General features: G+C 72.4%; 18 protein-coding genes and 1 pseudogene. 7 read left to right on the top strand and 12 right to left on the bottom strand.

Annotation, left to right across the window (positions count from 1 at the left end; all coding sequences use genetic code 11):
• Positions 1-3: 3 nt before the first annotated feature.
• Together xylB and ACN27B_RS03630 are read left to right on the top strand one after the other, a co-directional pair.
• Positions 4-1,461, top strand: a complete 1,458-nt coding sequence (gene xylB / locus ACN27B_RS03635) for a xylulokinase (protein WP_099163907.1) — start codon at positions 4-6, stop codon at positions 1,459-1,461.
• 110 nt (positions 1,462-1,571) lie between these two features.
• The gene (locus ACN27B_RS03630) at positions 1,572-3,002 is read left to right on the top strand and encodes an MFS transporter (protein WP_422743483.1); all 1,431 of its coding nucleotides are present in this window, start codon (positions 1,572-1,574) and stop codon (positions 3,000-3,002) included.
• Positions 3,003-3,061: 59 nt separating this feature from the next.
• Here the strand turns inward: ACN27B_RS03630 and ACN27B_RS03625 are convergent, their stop codons facing one another.
• The 5 genes from ACN27B_RS03625 to ACN27B_RS03605 all read right to left on the bottom strand — a co-directional run bounded on the left by ACN27B_RS03625 (position 3,062) and on the right by ACN27B_RS03605 (position 9,299).
• Positions 3,062-4,702 (bottom strand): alpha-amylase family glycosyl hydrolase, encoded by a 1,641-nt coding sequence (locus tag ACN27B_RS03625; protein WP_422745834.1) that lies wholly within the window; start codon positions 4,700-4,702, stop codon positions 3,062-3,064.
• A gap of 40 nt (positions 4,703-4,742) precedes the next feature.
• Entirely contained in the window at positions 4,743-5,813 is a 1,071-nt protein-coding gene (locus tag ACN27B_RS03620) for a LacI family DNA-binding transcriptional regulator (RefSeq protein ID WP_099163910.1), read from the bottom strand.
• 61 nt (positions 5,814-5,874) lie between these two features.
• Positions 5,875-6,834 carry a carbohydrate ABC transporter permease gene (locus tag ACN27B_RS03615; protein ID WP_091571470.1) on the bottom strand — a complete coding sequence of 320 codons (960 nt, stop codon included), beginning with the start codon at positions 6,832-6,834 and terminating at the stop codon, positions 5,875-5,877.
• 1 nt (position 6,835) lies between these two features.
• Positions 6,836-7,885 (bottom strand): carbohydrate ABC transporter permease, encoded by a 1,050-nt coding sequence (locus ACN27B_RS03610; protein WP_091571473.1) that lies wholly within the window; start codon positions 7,883-7,885, stop codon positions 6,836-6,838.
• Between the two features lie 73 nt (positions 7,886-7,958).
• Positions 7,959-9,299: an ABC transporter substrate-binding protein gene (locus ACN27B_RS03605; protein ID WP_099163911.1), complete on the bottom strand. Its 1,341-nt coding sequence runs from the start codon at positions 9,297-9,299 to the stop codon at positions 7,959-7,961.
• Positions 9,300-9,539: 240 nt separating this feature from the next.
• Between ACN27B_RS03605 and ACN27B_RS03600 the strand changes: the two genes are divergently transcribed.
• Positions 9,540-10,319, top strand: coding sequence for a M23 family metallopeptidase (locus tag ACN27B_RS03600; RefSeq protein WP_099163912.1), 780 nt, complete (start codon positions 9,540-9,542; stop codon positions 10,317-10,319).
• A gap of 43 nt (positions 10,320-10,362) precedes the next feature.
• Here the strand turns inward: ACN27B_RS03600 and ACN27B_RS03595 are convergent, their stop codons facing one another.
• The 5 genes and pseudogenes from ACN27B_RS03595 to ACN27B_RS03575 all read right to left on the bottom strand — a co-directional run bounded on the left by ACN27B_RS03595 (position 10,363) and on the right by ACN27B_RS03575 (position 12,776).
• Positions 10,363-10,860: a TspO/MBR family protein gene (locus ACN27B_RS03595; protein WP_091571483.1), complete on the bottom strand. Its 498-nt coding sequence runs from the start codon at positions 10,858-10,860 to the stop codon at positions 10,363-10,365.
• Positions 10,861-11,006: 146 nt separating this feature from the next.
• The gene (locus ACN27B_RS03590) at positions 11,007-11,150 is read right to left on the bottom strand and encodes a GPGG-motif small membrane protein (RefSeq protein ID WP_007464364.1); all 144 of its coding nucleotides are present in this window, start codon (positions 11,148-11,150) and stop codon (positions 11,007-11,009) included.
• A pseudogene (locus ACN27B_RS03585) lies at positions 11,141-11,918 on the bottom strand (metallophosphoesterase family protein). Before ACN27B_RS03585 ends, ACN27B_RS03590 begins: the two are co-directional and overlap by 10 nt.
• A gap of 10 nt (positions 11,919-11,928) precedes the next feature.
• A complete protein-coding gene (locus ACN27B_RS03580; RefSeq protein ID WP_245666557.1) occupies positions 11,929-12,138 on the bottom strand; it encodes a hypothetical protein in 210 nt (69 codons plus the stop codon).
• Between the two features lie 56 nt (positions 12,139-12,194).
• Positions 12,195-12,776, bottom strand: a complete 582-nt coding sequence (locus tag ACN27B_RS03575; protein ID WP_091571492.1) for a nucleotidyltransferase — start codon at positions 12,774-12,776, stop codon at positions 12,195-12,197.
• A 149-nt stretch (positions 12,777-12,925) separates the two neighbouring features.
• Here ACN27B_RS03575 and ACN27B_RS03570 point away from each other — a divergent pair, with 149 nt between their 5' ends.
• Positions 12,926-13,657, top strand: coding sequence for a dTMP kinase (locus ACN27B_RS03570; protein WP_099163916.1), 732 nt, complete (start codon positions 12,926-12,928; stop codon positions 13,655-13,657).
• On the opposite strand, the gene ACN27B_RS03565 is transcribed toward ACN27B_RS03570, so the two are convergent.
• Positions 13,642-14,319 carry an SDR family NAD(P)-dependent oxidoreductase gene (locus tag ACN27B_RS03565; RefSeq protein WP_422743479.1) on the bottom strand — a complete coding sequence of 226 codons (678 nt, stop codon included), beginning with the start codon at positions 14,317-14,319 and terminating at the stop codon, positions 13,642-13,644. The genes ACN27B_RS03570 and ACN27B_RS03565 overlap by 16 nt on opposite strands.
• A gap of 246 nt (positions 14,320-14,565) precedes the next feature.
• Here ACN27B_RS03565 and ACN27B_RS03560 point away from each other — a divergent pair, with 246 nt between their 5' ends.
• The 3 genes from ACN27B_RS03560 to ACN27B_RS03550 all read left to right on the top strand — a co-directional run bounded on the left by ACN27B_RS03560 (position 14,566) and on the right by ACN27B_RS03550 (position 17,870).
• Positions 14,566-15,480, top strand: coding sequence for a MurR/RpiR family transcriptional regulator (locus ACN27B_RS03560; protein WP_099163918.1), 915 nt, complete (start codon positions 14,566-14,568; stop codon positions 15,478-15,480).
• Positions 15,477-16,424, top strand: a complete 948-nt coding sequence (locus ACN27B_RS03555) for an N-acetylmuramic acid 6-phosphate etherase (protein WP_091571499.1) — start codon at positions 15,477-15,479, stop codon at positions 16,422-16,424. Before ACN27B_RS03560 ends, ACN27B_RS03555 begins: the two co-directional genes overlap by 4 nt.
• Positions 16,425-16,880: 456 nt before the next feature.
• Complete coding sequence (locus ACN27B_RS03550) at positions 16,881-17,870, top strand: sigma-70 family RNA polymerase sigma factor (protein ID WP_172968072.1); 990 nt, start codon at positions 16,881-16,883, stop codon at positions 17,868-17,870.
• Between the two features lie 69 nt (positions 17,871-17,939).
• Here the strand turns inward: ACN27B_RS03550 and ACN27B_RS03545 are convergent, their stop codons facing one another.
• Positions 17,940-18,905 carry a C40 family peptidase gene (locus ACN27B_RS03545; protein WP_099163920.1) on the bottom strand — a complete coding sequence of 322 codons (966 nt, stop codon included), beginning with the start codon at positions 18,903-18,905 and terminating at the stop codon, positions 17,940-17,942.
• Positions 18,906-19,158 lie beyond the last annotated feature (253 nt).

Here is a 19,158-nt window from a genome sequence, read left to right as displayed (position 1 = left end):
GCCATGCCGCTCGTCGCGGGGGTCGACTCGTCGACCCAGTCCTGCAAGGTGGTGGTCCGGGACGCGGAGACCGGGGCGCTGGTCCGGCAGGGCCGGGCGCCCCACCCGGCCGGCACCGAGGTCGACCCCGCCGCCTGGTGGGACGCCCTGCGGGCGGCCGTCGCCGAGGCCGGCGGCCTGGCCGACGTGGCCGCCGTCTCGGTCGGCGGCCAGCAGCACGGCATGGTCTGCCTGGACGAGGCGGGCGAGGTGGTCCGCCCGGCGCTGCTGTGGAACGACACCCGCTCCGCCGACGCCGCCCGGGACCTCGTCGAGGAGGCCGGCGGCGGGGAGACCGGCCGCCGGTTCTGGGCCGAGGCCACCGGCGCGGTGCCGGTGGCCAGCTTCACCGCCACCAAGCTGCGCTGGCTGGCCCGGCACGAGCCGGCGAACGCCGACCGGGTGGCCGCGGTCTGCCTGCCGCACGACTGGCTCACCTGGCGGCTGGCCGGCGCTCCCGGCCTGGACGCGCTGCGCACCGACCGGGGCGACGCCAGCGGCACCGGCTACTGGTCGCCGCGCACCGGCGAATACCGGCTCGACCTGCTGGAGCAGGCCTTCGGCCGGCGCCCGCGGGTCCCGGTCGTGCTCGGTCCGGCCGAGGCGGCCGGACAGCTCGACCCGGCGACGCTCGGCGACGGGCCGACCGCCGCCGGTCCGGTCGGCGGCGCAGGGTCCGGCGCCGCCGGCCGGGTCCTCCTCGGGCCGGGCACCGGAGACAACGCGGCGGCGGCGCTCGGCGTCGGCGCCGGCCCGGGGGACGTGGTCGTCTCGATCGGCACCTCCGGCACGGTGTTCGCGGTGGCCGACGCGCCGGCCGCCGACGCCGCCGGCGCGGTGGCCGGGTTCGCCGACGCCACCGGGCGGTTCCTGCCGCTGGTCTGCACGTTGAACGCGGCCCGGGTGCTCGACGCCGCCGCGACGCTGCTCGGCGTCGACCTCGACACGCTCGGCGAGTTGGCGCTGGCCGCTCCACCGGGCGCGGACGGCCTGGTCCTGGTGCCGTACCTGGAGGGGGAACGGACGCCGGACCGCCCGCACGCCACCGGCGAGCTGCGCGGCCTGACGCTGGGCACGTCGACCCCGGCGCACCTGGCCCGGGCCGCCGTCGAGGGCATGCTCTGCGGGCTCGCCGACGGCCTCGACGCGCTGCTCGCCCAGGGCGCCCGCGCCGACCGGATCATCCTGGTCGGCGGTGGGGCCCGGTCCGCCGCGGTCCGCGCGATCGCGCCGCAGGTCTTCGGCCGCCCGGTGGTGGTCCCACCGCCCGGTGAGTACGTGGCCGACGGCGCGGCCCGCCAGGCCGCGTGGGTCGCGCTGGGCGGCGACGCCCCGCCGGCCTGGTCGATCGGCGACACCGAGGAGTACACGGCCGAGCCGGTGCCCGCCATCCGCGAGCGCTACGCCCGCGCCCGGGGGTAAGGAAGGGCCCCTTCTTAACGCCTCCGGTAGAGGAAGGGCCCCTTTTTAACCCGCGCGGCAGGCCGGGGGCGGTGTCCCGGATCCGGCCCGCACCTGGTTGGCTGCCCTGCATGAGTTCCACCAGGATCTCCCGGCGCGGGAACGCGGCGCACCGGTTCTACAGCGTCGTCGTCTTCGTGGTGCTCGCCTCGCTGGACAACGTGGCGATCGGCCTCGTGCCGCCGCTGTACGGGCCGATCTCCGAGGCGTTCGACGTACCCCAGCGGATGCTCGGCCTGGTCACCGCGGTCAGCTTCCTGGTCAGCGCGCTGGCCGCGGTGGGCTGGGCGTACGTCGGCGACCGGAGCAACCGCAAGCCGTTGCTGATGGTCGGCACGCTGGTCTGGGCGGCCGGCACCGCCGGCAGCGCGCTGGCCGGGCAGTACCCGACGTTCCTGGCCGCCCAGCTCGTCGCCGCGGTCGGGCTGGGCGCGGTCGGCTCGGTCGGCTTCTCCGTGGTCACCGACCTGATCTCGCCGCGCCGCCGCGGCCTGGTGATGAGCTTCTGGGGCCTGTCCCAGGGCGTCGGCACGCTGGCCGGCACGCTCACCGGCGGCCTGCTCGGCGCGACCGACTGGCGGCGGCCGTTCCTGCTGCTGACCGTCGTCGGGCTAGCGGCCACCGCGGCGTACCTGTTCACGTACGACATCCGGCGCGGGCAGAGCGAGCCGGAGCTGGCCGAGGCGCTCGACGCCGGCGGCGAGTACGACTACCGGATCAGCCGCGCCGACCTGCCCCGGATCCTGGCCCGGCGGACCAACCGGTGGCTGATCCTGCAGGGACTGACCGCCCAGGCCGCGTTCGGCTCGCTGGTCTGGCTGCCGGTGCTTTTCAGCCAACGCGCCGAGGCGCAGGGCTACTCGCCGGCCACGGCGGTGGTGGTGGGCAGCGTCTTCGCCACCCTGTTCCAGCTCGGCGGCGCGCTGTCGATCGTGGGCGGGCTGGTCGGCGACGCGCTGCAACGGCGTACGCCGAGTGGCCGGGCCCTGGTCGCGGCCGTGGGCATCCTCGCGGCCGTGCCGTTCTACCTGGTGCTGTTCTTCGTGCCGATCGAGATCGACGTGCCCGACGGCGGCGGCTCCGGCGCGGTGGTGTCGGCGGTGCTGTCCAGTGTGCTGACCGAGCCGACGGTCGGGCTGAGCCTGCTCACCGCCGTGGTGGCGCTGGCGCTCACCTCGGCCAACTCGCCCAACTGGTTCGCGCTGATCGCCGACGTCAACCCGCCCGAGCACCGGGGCACGGTCTACAGCCTGGGCAACCTGGTCAACGGCGTGGGACGGGCGGCCGGCAACGGGGTGGTCGGGCTGGTGTTCGGCGGGCTGCGGCTGGTGTTCCCGCCGCCGCTGAACTACGCCGTCGGGCTGGCCGCGTTCCAGCTCTTCTTCATCCCCACCGGCATCATGTACTGGCTCGCCGCCCGCACGTCACCCCGGGACATCGCGCAGGTCGACGCGCTCCTGCACACCCGCGCCGACCGCCTGGAAGGAAGGGCCCCTTCTTAACGGGTGAGTGTTAAGAAGGGGCCCTTCCTATACCGGAGGCGTTAACAGGGGGCCCTTCCTTACACCCACCACACGGTGACGTCGGTGGGGACCGTGTCGCCGTCCAACGGGGCGCTGGACACCAGCACCGAGGCGCCGGCCGGCAGCGGCACCGCCGCCGCGCCGAAGTTGGTCAGCACGGTGAGGTCACCGTTGGTGAACGTCAGCACCTCGTCACCGGAGGACAGGAACCGCAGCGGGCCCCGTGCCAGCGCGTGCTCGCGGCGCAACCGCAGCGCCGTGCGGTACAGCTCGTACGTCGAGCCGGGCACGCCGCGCTGCCGGTCCAGCGCGTACTCGGCCCACATCGGCGGCTGGGGCAGCCAGCTCGCGTCCGTCGGCCCGAAGCCGTACGACGGGGCGTCGGCCTCCCACGGGATCGGCACCCGGCAGCCGTCGCGGCCGCGCTGGGTGTGCCCGCTGCGGGCCCAGGTGGGGTCCTGCCGGGCCTCGTCGGGCAGCGTGGTGTGCTCCGGCAACCCCAGCTCCTCGCCCTGGTAGAGGTAGGCCGAGCCGGGCAGCGCGAGCATGAGCAGGCTGGCCGCCCGGGCCCGGCGCAGGCCGAGCGCCACGTCGGGCTGCGGGTCGTCGACGCCGATGCCGTTCATCCGGCCGCCGGCGGTGGTCAGCCCGAGCCGGGAAGCGTGCCGGACCACGTCGTGGTTGGACAGCACCCACGTGGTCGGGGCGCCCACCGAGTCGGTGGCCTCCAGGGAGCGGGTGATCACCGCGTACTGGGCCGGGGCGGTCCAGGCGGCCATCAGGTATTCGAAGTTGAACGCCTGGTGCATCTCGTCCGGCCGGACGTAGCGGGCCAGCCGCTCGGCCGGCTCCACCCACGCCTCGGCGACCAGGACCCGCTCCCCGGCGTACGAGTCGAGCAGCCGGCGCCACTCCCGGTAGATCTCGTGCACGCCGTCCTGGTCCCACATCGGCGGCCGGGGCTTGTCCACCTCGCTGCCGGAGAGGATCTCCTGCGGTTCCTGCCAGTCGGCCAGGTCGGCCTGCTTGATCAGGCCGTGCGCGACGTCCACCCGGAACCCGTCCACGCCCCGGTCGAGCCAGAAGCGCAGGACGCCGAGGAACTCCTCGCGCACCTCCGGGTTGTCCCAGTTGAGGTCGGGCTGGCCGGGGTCGAACAGGTGCAGGTACCACTGCCCGTCCGGCAGCCGGGTCCAGGCCGGTCCGCCGAACACGCTCTCCCAGTCGTTCGGGGCCTCGGCGCCGTCCGGGCCCTTGCCGTCCCGGATGACGTAGCGCTGCCGCTCCGGGCTGCCCGGCGCCGCCGCCACGGCGGCGGTGAACCAGCGGTGCGCGGAGGAGGTGTGGTTGGGCACCAGGTCGACGATCACCCGCAGGCCGCGTGCCTTCGCCTCGGTGATCAGCTTGTCGGCGTCGGCGAGCGTGCCGAAGAGCGGGTCGACGTCCCGGTAGTCGGCCACGTCGTAACCGGCGTCGGCCTGCGGGGACGGATAGAACGGGGACAGCCAGAGCGCGTCGACGCCCAGCTCGGCGAGGTGGTCGAGGCGGGCCGTGATGCCCGGCAGGTCGCCGATGCCGTCGCCGTCGGAGTCGGCGAACGAGCGCGGGTAGACCTGGTAGATGACCGCCTCGGTCCACCAGCCGGTGGCCGGGCTCTGCTGCGTCGCGTCGGTGTTCAGCGCCTTCTCCCTGTCGTGCGTGCGGGGCGAACGGGTCCGTTCAGTGTGCCCGGGGCGGCGCGGTCGACTCCCGCACCACCAGGCGAGTGGGGAGGATCACCGACGACGGCGTCCCCCCGTCGGTGTCGGCGTCGCGCGGGGCCGGCACCAGACCGGCGTACGGCTCCGCGACCCGGGCGCCCAGCGGGTCGAGCAGGATGCGCGCGGCGAGCAGTCCCTGCTCGGCGGCGGGCTGGGCGATCGTGCTCAGCCCGAGCACCCCGGCCAGGTCGTGGTCGTCGATGCCGATCACGCTGACGTCCTGCGGGACCCGGAGTCCGGCGTCGCGCAGCGCCGTGACCGCACCCATCGCCATCTCGTCGCAGGCGGCGAAGATGGCGGTCGGCGGTTCGCCCCGGGCGAGCAGCTCGGCGGTCGCCCGGGTGCCGCCGTCGATGGTGAACCGGGACTCGACGTCGAGGCTCGGGTCGGGGCGGATGCCGGCCCCACGCAGCGCCTCCTGGTAGCCGCGCCGCCGGTCGAGGTGGGTGGTGAAGGCCAGTTCGTCGTCGGGGTCGCCGGAGATGTGCGCGATCCGGGTGTGGCCGAGGTCGAGCAGGTGGCGGGTGGCGGTCCGGGCGGCGGCCACGTCGTCGATGCGGACGCAGGGCCAGCCGGGCACACCGCTGCCGGAGCTGATCGTCACCCCGGGCAGGTCCAGCTTGGTCAGCGCGTGCACGTCGGCCGCGCGCAGCGGGGTGGCGACCAGCATGATCGCGTCCACCCGCTTGTGCAGGCCGGCCGGGCGGAGCACCCGCTGGCGGGTCTGCTCCCGGCCGCCGAGGTTGTAGAGCAGCAGGTCGTAGCCGTTCTGCTGGAGGTAGTCCTCGACCGCCTCGACCACGGTGCCGAAGAACCAGCGGGTGATCCGGGGGACCACCACCGCGACGGTGCCGGTCCGGCCGCCGGCCAGTCGGGAGGCGCTCGGCGAGACCGCGTACTGGAGCTGCTCGGCGGCGGCGAGCACCCGCCGGCGGGTGGCGGCGGAGACCGTCGGCAGCCCGCGCAGCGCCCGGGAGACGGTGGCCGTGGAGACCCCGGCCAGGCGGGCGACGTCGTCAATCTTGGTCATCGTGGCTCCCCGCTGCGACCCGTGTCCCGCCGCCGCCGGCCGGCGGCGGCGGGACGACGGATCAACCCTTGACGCTGCCGGCGAGCAGGCCCCGCACGAAGTAGCGCTGGAGGGACAGGAACACCAGCAGCGGTACGACGATCGAGACGAACGCGCCGGCGGTGAGCCGTTGCCACTCGTTGCCCCGCGTGCCGGCCAGCTCGGCGAGCCGGACCGTCAGCGGGGCGGTCTCGTCGCCGCCCCCGGCGAAGATCAGCGCGACCAGCAGGTCGTTCCAGACCCAGAGGAACTGGAAGATGCCGATCGCCGCGAGCGCGGGCGTGATCAGCGGCAGCACGATGGTCCGGAAGATCTTCGGGTGGGTGGCGCCGTCGACCCGGGCCGCCTCCATCAGGTCGCCGGGGAGCTGCGAGATGAAGTTGTGCAGCAGGTAGACGGCGAACGGGAGCGCGAAGCAGGTGTGTGCGAACCACACCTGCGCGAACTTCTGCTCGTCGACCAGGTCCCACGCGGGGAGGATCTGGACCCCGCCGAGGGTGACGCCGGTGGAGAAGAACCTCAGCAGCGGCACGAGGGCCATCTGCAGCGGCACGATCTGCAGCGCGAAGATCCCGATGTAGAGCCAGTCCCGGCCCTTGAAGTTGATCCAGGCCAGCGCGTACGCGGCCAGCGAGGCGAACGCGATCGGGAAGAGCACCGACGGGATGGTGATCGCCAGTGAGTTGATGAAGTAGCTGGCGAGCTGCCCCGACGAGCCGGTGCTGAACAGCACGTCCTGGTAGTTCTGCAGGGTGAACTGCGGGTCGCGGAAGAACGTCCACCAGCCGGTGGTCTTGATCTGGTCCTCCGGCCGGAACGAGGAGATGAACAGGCCGAAGGTCGGGATCGTCCAGAGCAGCGCGAGCACGATCGAGACCAGGGTGGCGGTGCGGCTGTTGAGCCGCTTGCGGACCCGGGCGGCCCGGGTGAGCGGCGCCGGGGGTTGGACGCCGGCTCCGACGGTGGGCGTGGCGGTGGTCATCTCAGCCCTCCCGCTGCTTGCGCAGGTTGCGGATCTGGTAGATCACGAGCGGCAGGACCAGGACGAACAGGAAGACCGCGAGCGCCGAGCCCTGCCCGTTCTCGCCGTACCGGAACGCCTGGTTGTACATCTCGGTCGCGATCACGTTGGTGTCGTAGTTGCCGTTGGTGGCGGTCCGGACGATGTCGAAGACCTTGAGCGTGGCGATGGAGATCGTCACCACCACCACGATCAGCGCGGGCCGGATGCTCGGCATGGTGATCCGCCAGAACATCTGCCAGGCGGTGGTGCCGTCCAGCCGGGCCGCCTCGATGATGTCCGCCGGGATGGCCTTGATGGCCGCGGAGAGCACCACCATGGCGAAGCCGGCCTGGATCCACACCATGATCACGATCAGCAGGAGCGTGTTCAGCGGCGAGTCGAGCAACCACTGCTTCGGCTCGCCGCCGAGGCTGACCACGATCTGGTTGAGCAGGCCGATCTGCTCCTGCCCGTCGCCCCGGAAGGCGTAGATGAACCGCCAGATGATGGCGGCGCCGACGAACGAGATCGCCATCGGCAGGAAGATCAGCGACTTGGCCGCCGACTCGAACCGGGCCTTGTCCACCAGGACGGCGTAGACCAGGCCGAACGCGCTGGCCACCAGCGGGACCAGCAGCACCCAGACCAGGGTGTTGAGCAGGACCCGGAAGATCGAGTCCTCGGAGAACATCCAGCCGTAGTTGTCCAGCCCCACCCAGTCGGTGCTGCGCGCGTCCATGAAGGAGAGCAGCGTGGTGCGGATGGCCGGCACCACCAGACCGATGGTCAGGAACAGCAGCGTCGGCAGCAGGAAGAAGAACGCGAACAGGCCCTCACGCTGCTTGCGCCGGCGCGGCGGCGGACCGCCGGCCGTCACGGCCGCGACCAGCTGCGCCTCCCGGCGCCGGGCGAACCAGGCCGGCACCACGTCGAGGAGCAGGAGCAGGCCGCCCACCACCGCGACGAAAGCGATCAGCCCGTACATCAGCATGAGGAACTTCGGCTGTTCCGCCGCGAAGTCGAACTCCATCAACCCTCCCTCAAGGGTTCGGATGCCTCGAGGGTGGCCCGGTCCGCGTCGCGGACCGGGCCACCCTCTCAGATCACTTCCAGCTGCCCTCGATGTCGTTCAGGACGCTCGTGGTGTCCTTGCCGTTGATCCAGGCGACCATGCCCTTCCAGAAGGTGCCCGCGCCGACCGCGGCCGGCATCAGGTCCGAGCCGTCGAAGCGGAAGACGGTCTTCTCGTCCTGCAGGATGCCCACGGAGAGCTTGTCCACCGGGTTCGGGACGTTGTTGAGGTCCAGCTTCTTGTTCGCGGACACCCAGTCACCGATCTTGGCGCGGCTGTTGGCGTACTCGCCGGAGGCCAGGTAGGTCTGCACCGCCTGGACCTCGGGACGGTCGGCGAAGGCCGCGACGAACTCGCCGCCACCCAGCACCGGCTTGCCCTTGGCCGGGTCGATCGCCGGGAAGTAGAACGCGAAGACGTCGCCGTCCTCGGCCACCTTGGTGCCCTGCGGCCACTGGTTGGCGTAGAAGGACGCCTGGCGGTGCAGCGCGCACTTGCCGGAGGTGATCGGCGTGCCGGCCTCCTGGAACGCGGTGGTGGCGATGCTCTTCACGCCGCCGAAGCCGCCGTTGACGTACTTCTCGTTCTTCAGGATGGTGCCGGCCTGGTTGACGGCCGTGGCGACCTGCGGGTCGTTGAACGGGATGCCGTGGGTGGTCCACTGGTCGTAGACCTCGGGGCCCGCGGTACGCAGCAGGACGTCCTCGATCCAGTCGGTGGCCGGCCAGCCGGTGGCGTCACCGGACTCGATGCCGGCGCACCACGGCTTGGTGCCGCTCGCCGCGATCTTGTCGCTGAGGTCGATCAGCTCCTGCCAGGTGGTCGGGACCGACCAGCCCTTCTCCTTGAAGGTCTTCGGCGAGTACCACACGAAGGACTTCACGTTGGAGCCCAGCGGGGCGCCGTAGAACTGGCCGTTGACGGTGCTGTACTTCAGCCAGTCGGGGGAGTAGTTCTGCTCGGCCATGGCCTTGGTGTCGGCGCCGGCCGGCTTGAGCTTGCCCGAGTCGACGAAGCGCTTCAGCAGACCCGGCTGCGGGATGAAGGCGATGTCGGGGGCGTTGCCGCCGTCCACCCGGACGGGGAGCTGGGCCTCGAACTCGCCCGAGCCCTCGTGGTCGATCTCGATGCCGGTGCAGTCCTCGAACTGCTTCCAGGACTGGTCCAGCCGGTCGGCCTCGATGTCACGGATCGAGGAGTAGATCGTGACCTTCTTGCCGTCGTTGCCCTGGTACTTCTCGTATGCCGCGCACTCGGGCGAGCTCGCGTTGTCGCTCTTCTTGTCGTTGCCGGTGCCGCAGGCGGCGACGCCGAGCGCCAGCCCCAGCACGCCGGTGACCGCGAGAGCCTGGCGTGATCTGGCAAACGCCATGCCGATCTCCTTCCTTGCCGGCGCGTGGGGGGAAATCGAACCCGCGCCGGTCCGATGGTCGTCCCCACATGTAAGCGCTTGCATCGCGTCCGGTCCACCCCCCTGCCGGACACGGCCCGGTAACAATCCCGAAACCCTCGCCAGCGGCCGTGGGTGCGCTCCCACGAATCTTCCGTTCGATGGAACTTTCTGTCACGCTGTCCGCATCAGATTGAAGACTTTCAACATAGGAGGCAGTGGATGCGTAAGCGGTGGCTCAGTCTCGCGTCCGGGGTGGCGGTCCTGGCGGCGGCGGTCCTGGTCCCGGCGGCGCCCGCCCTGGCCGCGCCGACCTTCAAGGTCCCGTTCCCGTGCAACCAGTCCTGGTCCGGCCAGACGCGGACCAATCACAGTCCGGCGAACGCCATCGACTTCAACCGCGCCGACGACCTCGGCGACCCGGTGGTGGCCAGCGCGCCCGGCACGGTCGACGTGGTGACGAACCTCGGCGACACGAGCTACGGCAAGTACGTCCGGATCAACCACGGCGGTGGCTGGACCACCTACTACGCGCACCTGAACGCCTTCAACGTCTCGGTCGGGCAGACCGTCGGGTACGGCCGGGTGATCGGCTACGTCGGCACCACCGGCGGGTCGACCGGCCCGCACCTGCACTACGAGCAGCGCTCGAGCGGCAGCGCCGTAAAGATCAAGTTCAACGGCGCCCAGGCCCTCTACTGGGGCACGAAGACCTACACCAGCGACAACGGCTGCGCCGGGGCGGACACCGGCGCGGGCACGGTCAACACCGCGGGCGCCGCGCTCACGGTCCGGTCCGGTCCGGGCACCGGCTACAGCGCGGTCGGCACGGTGGCCGACGGCGCCGGGGTGACGATCTACTGCCAGACCAGCGGCACCAGCGTCACCGGCACCTACGGCACCAGCTCGATCTGGGACCGGATCGGCTCCGGGCGGTTCATCTCCGACGCCTACGTCTACACCGGCTACGACGGCTACATCCCCGGCGTGCCCCGCTGCTGACCCCGGCGGGCGCGGGGACGACCGGTCCCCGCGCCCGCACCGGTCAGGAGTTCAGCCGCCAGATGGCGAAGTTGAGCGCGGCGGCGAACGTGACCCAGGCCCAGTAGGGCAGCATCAGCAGCGTCGCGGGCCGGGAGACGCGCCGGAACAGGGCCACGGTCACGCCGATGGCCAGCCACATCACCACGATCTCGGCGAAGGCCAGCCCGTACCGGCCGGCGCCGAAGAACAGCGGCGTCCAGATCGCGTTGAGCACGAGCTGCGCGACCCAGGCTCCGAGCGCGGGGCCGAACCCGACCCGGCGCCAGACCAGCCAGCCGGCGATCGCGATCAACGCGTACAGCACCGTCCAGACCGGGCCGAACAGCCAGGAGGGCGGCGCCCAGGCGGGCTGCTCCAGGCTCTGGTATTCCGCGGAGGTGCCCCGGACGCCCAGCCCGCCGATGGCGGCGGCGGCGAACGTGGCGGCGCCGAAGCCGAGCAGGGCCCACCACTTCCGGACCCCGGCGGTGCGCCGCCCGGCGCTCTGAGTTGTCTCCATGGTCGAGATGATTGCCGTTCCGCGCCGGGGACAAACCCCTCCGGACGCGAAAGCGCCGGGATCGCCGGGTCCGGACGCTCCGGTCTGGGAGGACAGAGCGCCGGACCCGACGACCCCGGCGGGTCAGGGGTGAAGGACAGGGGTCGCTAATTGAAGATGCTGACGCCACCCGGGCCGACCAGCAGGCCGACGACGATGAGGACGATGCCCCAGAGGATCTGCCGGCGGAACAGCGCGAGAATTCCGGCGACCACGAGTACGACTGCGAGAATCCAGAGAATCAGCTCCATGACGGCTGGATACCCGGCGCGCCGATCCCGGAAACCTCCCGGTCAGTCGACCTGGTCGCCCAGGTGGAACACGCTGTAGGCCTGTTTGATCACGGGGTGCGCGACGTTGCGGACGCGGACTCCGCCGGGCGTGGTGCCACGCTCGGTGCCGTGGTGGGCGTGGCCGTGGAGCGCCAGTGCGGTCGGCGCCGAGTCGATCGCCTGCCCGAGCTGGTAGCAGCCCAGGAACGGGTAGATCTCCAGCGGCTCGCCGGCCAGCGTGTCCGGCACGGGGGAGTAGTGGGTGAGCGCGACCAGCGAGTCGCACTCCAGCGACAACAGCGCGGCGGCCAGCGCGTCGGCGCTCTCCCGGGTGGTCCGGACGAAGGCCTTCATCTCCGGCTCGCCGAAGTCGCTGGCACACCGCCCGGCGAACCCGCCGCCGAACCCCTTGACCCCGGCCACCCCGAGTCGCCCGCCGGCGCACTCCAGCACGGTGCCGGTGCCCTCCAGCACGGTGATCCCCGCGTCCTCCAGCACCTTGACCACCTGCGGCACCTGGTCGCACTGGTGGTCGTGGTTGCCGAGCACGGTGATCACCGGTACGCCGAGGTCGCCGAACTCCCGCGCCACGCACCGGGCCTCGGCCTCGGTGCCGTGGCGGGTCAGGTCGCCGGCGAGCAGCAGCACGTCGGCGCAGTCGGGCAGCTCCTCCAACGCAGGACGGAACCGGCCCACCACGTCCTCGTCCACGTGCACGTCGCCGACGGCGGCGATCCGGATCACCATCGAACCTCCCTCACGGCAGCTCCTCGACCTGGGTGGGCGCCTGGGTGCGGATCACCCCGATGTCGCTGGTCACCGGCGTGTCCGGGAAGCGCTCGGCCACCCGGCGGAGGATCTCCTCCCGCCGGTGCGGGCTCTCCACCTCGCCGTAGAGCACCAGCCCGCGCTCGCGGCGCACCACCGTGATGCCCTGCTCGGCCACGGACGGGTCCTCGGCCAGCATGCTCTGGATCTCCGCCTCCACGTACTCGTCGGGGGGCACGTCGCCGGACCGTCCGGTCACGGGGTCTCCCTTCCGCCGGGCGCGCCGCCGGGCAGCACGTCCAGCCGGTCGAGCAGCACCAGGAACGCCTCCGCGTACGGCGAGTGCTGCGTTTCCTTCCGTACCCGTTCCCAGTCGATCTGTTCCCGCAGCGAACGGGCGAGCGGCAGGGCGCGGGCGAAGTCGCAGTAGTGCTGGGAGAAGCTGAGCAGCTTGTGCACCATGAGCTGGCTGGCTGAGAGCACCGGCATGTGGATCGCGTCGACCGGGCGCACGATGGTGTCGGCGAACGTCTCCTCGGTCACCGGGGTCTCGATCGGCCGGTGGATGAGGTCCACCATGCGTCCCTCGTCGTAGACCTTGACCAGCCAGTCCTCCGGCGGGCGCTCGGCGGTGAAGCCGGCCTCGACCAGCGCCTCCAGGGCCCGGTCGACGTCGGCCTCGCGGAGCAGGAAGTCCACGTCGTGGTCGCTGGAGTGGCCGCCGTGCGCGTACACGGCGAAGCTGCCGCCCAGGGCGAAGGGGATCTCGGACTGCTTGAGCACGGCGGCGACCTTCTTCAGCGTGTGCACCAGGGTCTCGTCCCCGCGCTCGGCCATCTGGGTCTCCCGTCGTCGTCATGGGCGGTGGGATCAACAGGCGTACCCGGCGGAAGCTCCGGTCACACCTGATCGGGCGCGGTGCGTCCGCTCGGGGAGGAAAGCGACAAATCGCCGATGGTGAGCGTCGGTCGGATAACCTCGGCAAGGTGGCCAGCTCACTGCGAACGCGGCGCGGCAGGGCCCGACTGCGCGCCGTCGCCCTGATCGGCATCGACGGCTCGGGCAAGACCACCCAGGCCCACCGGCTCGCCGAGGCGCTCACCGCCGCCGGCCACCCCGCCACATACCACCGCAACGCCGGCGGTCGCCGCTGGCTCGGCCGCCTCGCCCAGCGGGTCGGCCGGCCGGACGCGCAGCGGCTCGTCGGCCGCGACGGGCTGCTCGCGGTCGAGTCCGCGCTGCGCTGGCTCGCGATCGCGCTGGCCCTGGTCAGTTGCCTGGTGACCGGCCGGACGGCGGTGATGGACCGCTGGTCGGCCTGTCAGTACGCCAGCATCCGGGCGCACGGCGGGCAGCGCTGGGAGCGGCTGGCCCGAGCCGGGTACCGGATCTTCCCGTCGCCCCGGGTCACGTTCCTGCTCACCCTCGACCCCGCCGAGGCGTACCGGCGGATCGAGCGGCGCGGCACCGACCACGAGAGCATGCGGTGGCTCACCGCGGCGGACGCCGCCTACCGGTCGCTGCCGGAGTACGCCGGGTTCGTGGTGGTGGACGGCAGCGGCACACCGGAGGAGGTCGCCCGCCGGATCCGGGCGCACCTGAGCGAGTGGCTGCCGGACGACCCGCCGGCCCTGGCCGTACCGGGCCCGGAGGGCACGCCTCGGCCCTCCGGCGGCGCGGGGCGGGACGGACCGGTGCCGGCTCAGGCCCGGCCGTAGACCGGGACGCTCGCGCCGCTGGTCGGCGCGGACTCGTCGGAGGCGAGGAAGCGGATCACGGCGGCGATCTCGGCCGGCGGCACCCACCGCCGGTGGTCGGCCTCGGGCTGGGCGGCCCGGTTGGCCGGGGTGTCGATGACGCTCGGCAGCACCGTGTTGCACCGCACTCCGTGCGGCCGGTACTCGACCGCGACCGCGTCGGCGAACGCCCGCACCGCGGCCTTGGCGGTGACGTAGCCGGCCGCGCCGGGGAACGGCGCCACCGCCGCCCGGGCCGACACGCAGACCACCGCGCCGCCGCCGGCCTCGACCAGGTGCGGCAGCGCCGCGTGGGTGACCAGGTAGGTCGGACGCAGGTTGATCCGCAGCATCCGCTCGAACTCCTCGACCGGGGTCTCGTGCACGAGCCCGCCGCTGGCGTACCCGCCGACGAGGTTGACCACCGCGCGCAACGGCGCGGCCGGCTCGTCGGTCGCCGCCTCGACCGCCCGCGCCGCCCCCTCGGGGGTCAGCAGGTCGGCCACGACCCGGACCGGACCGTCGTCCGTCCCGGGCTCCCGCTGGGGTACGACCACCCGCCAGCCGCTCCGGAGGAAGGCGACGGTGACCGCGCCCCCCAGCCCGCCCGTGCCTCCGGTCACCAGCACCGTGCGATCCGCCATGCCCACACGCTAACCGGCCGCCCGGAGGGCCGACCGGTGACCCGGCGACGGCCGTCCGGCCGGTCCGGGAGCGCATGACGGTGGACGGTCCGGTCGGCCGGCGGCACCGACTCGACCGGACCGGATGAGGCGGCCGGGCTGCGACGATGGGACCCTGGGCGAGGGGGCCGGGCGCGGAAGGCGGTAAATTTCCCGATACGCGGCGTCATGGTTGACGCTCACGGCCTGTGAAAGTAAGTTTCATCCGTGGCGAAGAGTCCGAAGATTTCTGCGAGTCACGAGCCCGGTGGACTGATCGTCCACATCAGCGGCCTCCTTCCCTCGCTGTCCCCGGCCGAGCAGCGGGTGGCCCGGCTGGTCGTCGCCGATCCGGCCGACGCGGCCCGGCGCACCATCACCGACCTCGCCACCGCCGCCGAGACATCCGAGGCGACCGTGATCCGGTTCTGCCGGTCGGTCGGCATGGACGGCTATCCCCAGCTGCGGATCCGGCTCGCCGCCGAGGCCGCGCGCCGGGTCGAGCCGCCGGACGCCCGGGTGGTCGGCGGCGACATCCCGCCGGGCGCGGACCTGGCGCAGATCATCGCCACCATCGCGTTCAACGACGCGCGGGCCGTCGAGGAGACCGCCGAGCAGCTCGACCCGGCGGTCTGCGAGCGGGTCGTCGAGGCGATCGGCGCGGCCGGCCGGATCGACGTCTACGGCGCGGGCGCCAGCGGCTTCGTCGCCTCCGACTTCCAGCAGAAGCTGCACCGCATCGGCCGCATCGCGTTCTACTTCCCGGACGTGCACACCGCGCTCACCTCGGCGGCGCTGCTGGGCCGGGGCGACGTCGCGGTCGGCATCTCGCACACCGGCACCACCTCCGACGTGATCGAGGTGCTGGAGCAGGCCCGGGCGCGCGGGGCCACCACGGTGGCGCTGACCAACTTCCCCCGCTCGCCGATCGCCGACGTCGCGGACCACGTGCTCACCACCGCCGCCCGGGAGACGACCTACCGGTCCGGCGCGACGGCCAGTCGGCTGGCCCAGCTCACCGTGGTCGACTGCCTCTTCGTCGGAGTGGCCGCCCGGAGCCGGACCCGGACCAAGAAGGCCCTGGAGGCCACCGCCGAGGCCGTCCTGTCGCACCGGGTGGGTCCCGGGCGGAGGCGGGGATGACGGCGGGCCGGGTGGAACGGGACGAGGTGGCCGTGGTGCGTCCGGTGGTGCGGGTCGGTGCGCCGACCGAGCGACGCAACCCGCAGAGCGTCGACCTCGACCTGATGTCGACCCGGGACGTGCTCACCGTCATCAACGAGGCCGACCGTCGGGTGCCGGCCGCGGTGGCCGCCGTGCTCGACGAGATCGCCGAGACCGTCGACCTGGCCGTCGCCGCGCTGCGCGGCGGGCACCGGGTGCACTACTTCGGCGCCGGCACCTCCGGCCGCCTCGGCGTGCTGGACGCGGCCGAGCTGGCCCCCACGTTCAACTCGCCCCGGCACTGGTTCTGCGCGCACCTCGCCGGCGGCCCGGAGGCCATGTGGCGGGCCGTCGAGGACGCCGAGGACGACGAACGGGGCGGCGCCGCCGAGGCGGGCGAGTGCGTGCACCCCGGCGACCTGGTGGTCGGCCTGGCGGCCAGCGGGCGCACCCCGTACGTCCTCGGGGCGCTCGCCGCGTCCCGGGCCCAGGGGGCCGGGACCGTGCTGCTGTGCGCCAACCCGGAGGCCGAGGCCGCCCCGTCGGTGGACGTGTTCATCGGGGTGGACACCGGACCCGAGGTGGTCACCGGGTCGACCCGGATGAAGGCGGGCACCGCGCAGAAGCTGGTGCTGAACACGTTCTCCACGGCCGTCATGGTGCGCCTGGGCCGGGTCTACTCGAACCTGATGATCGACATGGTGGCCACCAACGCCAAGCTGCGCGGCCGGATGATCTCGATCCTGGTGGAGGCGACCGGGTGCGCCGAGGAGGTCTGCCGGGTTGCCCTGCGGGAGGCCGACGGCGACCTCAAGACCGCCCTGGTGGCGCTGGTCTCCGGCGCGGAGGTGCCCGCCGCCCGGGCCGCGCTGGCCCGCTCCGCCGACCAGGTACGCGGCGCCCTGGCCCTGCTCGCCTCCTGACCCCGAGCGCGAAACCACCCGCCCGGCGCATCCGCCCGGCGGGTGCGACGCGTATCACGTGGCGGGAGGGGACGTCTCTCCCCGAGCGGATTGTTCAACGAGGCGGAGGGTAATCCTCAGCGTGGCTGAACCGGTGGGTCCACGGGCGCGTATCAGGCAGTGACCAGGATCGCAATGACGCGGTGACGCGGCTCGCTGTGTTCATGGAACAGGCAATGGTGCCATTCCATGGGCGGACGGCGATTCCGCTGCTCCCGCGCCCACCGACCAGGGCGGCCGCGAGCCGCCCGAGCAGGGGTCCTGACAGGAAACATGGACCGGGCTCTCAGCTACTACTCAGGCATTCGTGACAGTTTCGACTCACGACATGGAATCCCCGACGCGTCACATCTGTTGTGTAGGTGTCAGCACCTACGGGCACAGCGGAGGTTACGGGGAGGGCTGATGAACGTGGGGATGGCAAGGAACCGGGCAACCGGCGCGAGCGAGGGGACCGTGGCAATCGTGGACAAGAACATCGGCATGCGTACCGACGAGGTCGCCGAGGAGCGGGACCTGGTCGGCGTCTACCTGCACGAGATCTCCCGGACGCCGCTGCTGGACGCCGCCCGCGAGGTGGATCTCTCCAAGGCGATCGAGGCGGGTCTCTACGCCGAGCACCTGCTCGACACCGACCGGCTCCCCGACGGGGCCACCCGGGAGGAACTGGAGCGCGTGGTGGTCGAAGGTGAGCGGGCGAAGGACCTGTTCATCCGCGCCAACCTGCGGCTGGTCGTCTCCATCGCCCGGCGCTACGTGCGCTCCGGCATGCCCATGCTGGACCTGATCCAGGAGGGCAACACCGGCCTGGTCCGCGCGGTCGAGAAGTTCGACTACGAGCGCGGCTTCAAGTTCTCCACCTACGCGACCTGGTGGATCCGGCAGGCGATCAGCCGGGCCATCGCCCAGCAGGAGCGCACCGTCCGGCTGCCCGTGCACCTGGTGGAGGACGTCAACCGGATGCGCAACGTGGCCCGGCAGCTCACCCGCGAGCTGGGCAGCGACCCGGAGCCGGAGCAGATCGCGACCGCGCTCGGCGTCACCGTCGAGCGGGTCAACGAGCTGCGCCGCTGGTCGCAGGACACCGTCTCGCTGGACACCCCGGTGGGCGACGACGGCGACACCAACCTCGGTGACCTGGTCGCCGACAGCGACGCGCCGTCGCCGGAGGAGATCGTGCTGACCGGCCTGGAGCGGCAGCGGATCGAGGGTCTGCTCAACCACCTCGACGACCGGTCGGCCGGCATCATGCGGGCCCGCTACGGCCTGGAGGACGGGCGCGAGCACTCGCTGACCGAGGTCGCGTCGCGGTTCTCGCTCTCCCGGGAGCGGATCCGCCAGCTGGAGATCCAGGCCCTCGGCCGGCTGCGTGAGCTGGCCCGCGCCGAGGGGCTGCAGGCGGCCTGACCTGGTAGTAATGGAAACGACGAACGGCCGGCGTCCGACAGGGGGACGCCGGCCGTTCGTCGTTACGGGTCAGACCCGGCCGTAGCCGGCGATGCTCATGATGTTCATGCCCCGCTTGCTGACGTTGCGGCCCGCGCTCGGCGCGTCGATGATCTGACCGCCGCCGACGTAGAGCGCCACGTGTCCGAGGCCGGAGTAGAACACCAGGTCGCCCGGTTGCAGCTGGCTGCGACTGATCCGCGTCACCGCGTTCCACTGTTGCGCCGCGCTGTGCGGCAGCGACTTCCCGGCGGCCCGCCAGGCGGCCAGCGTGAGCCCCGAGCAGTCGTAGCTGCCGGGGCCGTCGTCGCCGTAGCCGTAGGGCTTGCCGACCGCGCCGTAGGCGTACCGCACCGCGACACCGGCCTTGCCGGAGACGGCCGGGGGCGTGCCCGCCGAACTCGCCTTGACCGGGGCCTCGGTGGCCCGCCCGTACGCCTTGCGACGCATCTCGTAGAGGCCGGCCAGGTCCGCCTCGATCCGCTTCTTGGCGGCGGTCAGCTGCTTGGCCTGCGCCGCCTCCTTCGCCAGCGTGACGTCGAGCCGGGTCTTCTGGTCGATCAGCCGGCGCTGGTCGCCGGTGAAGCTGTCGATGGTGCGCTGCCGCTGGCGGGTGAGCTGGTCGAGCGTGCCCAGCCGGTCCGGCAGCGACGCCGGGCCGCCCGGCTCCAGCAGGGCCGCCGCGGTGCGCATGCCACCGGTCTTGTACGCCGTCGCGGCGATCGCGCCCACGTCGGCGCGACTCCGCTCGGCCTGTTCCTGCAACGGGCCGATCCGGGCCTCCAACGTGGCCGCGGTGGCCTTGTTGGCCTTGATCTCCTCGTTGAGCTTGTTGTACGACTCGACGATTCGCTCCAGCTCAGTCGAGGACTTCTCGATCTGCTTCGTCAGCTCGGCGGGGGTGGGCTCGGCCCGAGCCACCGACGCCGGAGCGAGCAGCGCGGCCGAGAGGCCGGCCACCGCCAGCGAGCGGAGCAGCATCCGTAAGGACGACAAGAGCGGAAAGCTCCTCTCCACGGTCGACGGGAGGCGTGCCACGCCCCGTCGACACCGACCCGGCGCCGTCCGGGCGGACGGCGGTCGACCGGACCGACCTGGACAACCTAACCCGTGATCGGAGTGGACGGGAGTTCAAGCAGGGGCGAAAGTTGGCAAAGTGTCGGAAAGTGACAATGGGGCAGCTGACCGTCCGTGACCGTTTCGCGGACCTCACGTCGCGGGCTTCGGCGCTCCTGGGCGGAAGGCGCGA

This window comes from Micromonospora sp. WMMD754, from assembly GCF_049315235.1.
Lineage (GTDB): Bacteria > Actinomycetota > Actinomycetes > Mycobacteriales > Micromonosporaceae > Micromonospora > Micromonospora sediminicola.
This window is presented reverse-complemented; position numbering and strand designations above follow the sequence as displayed.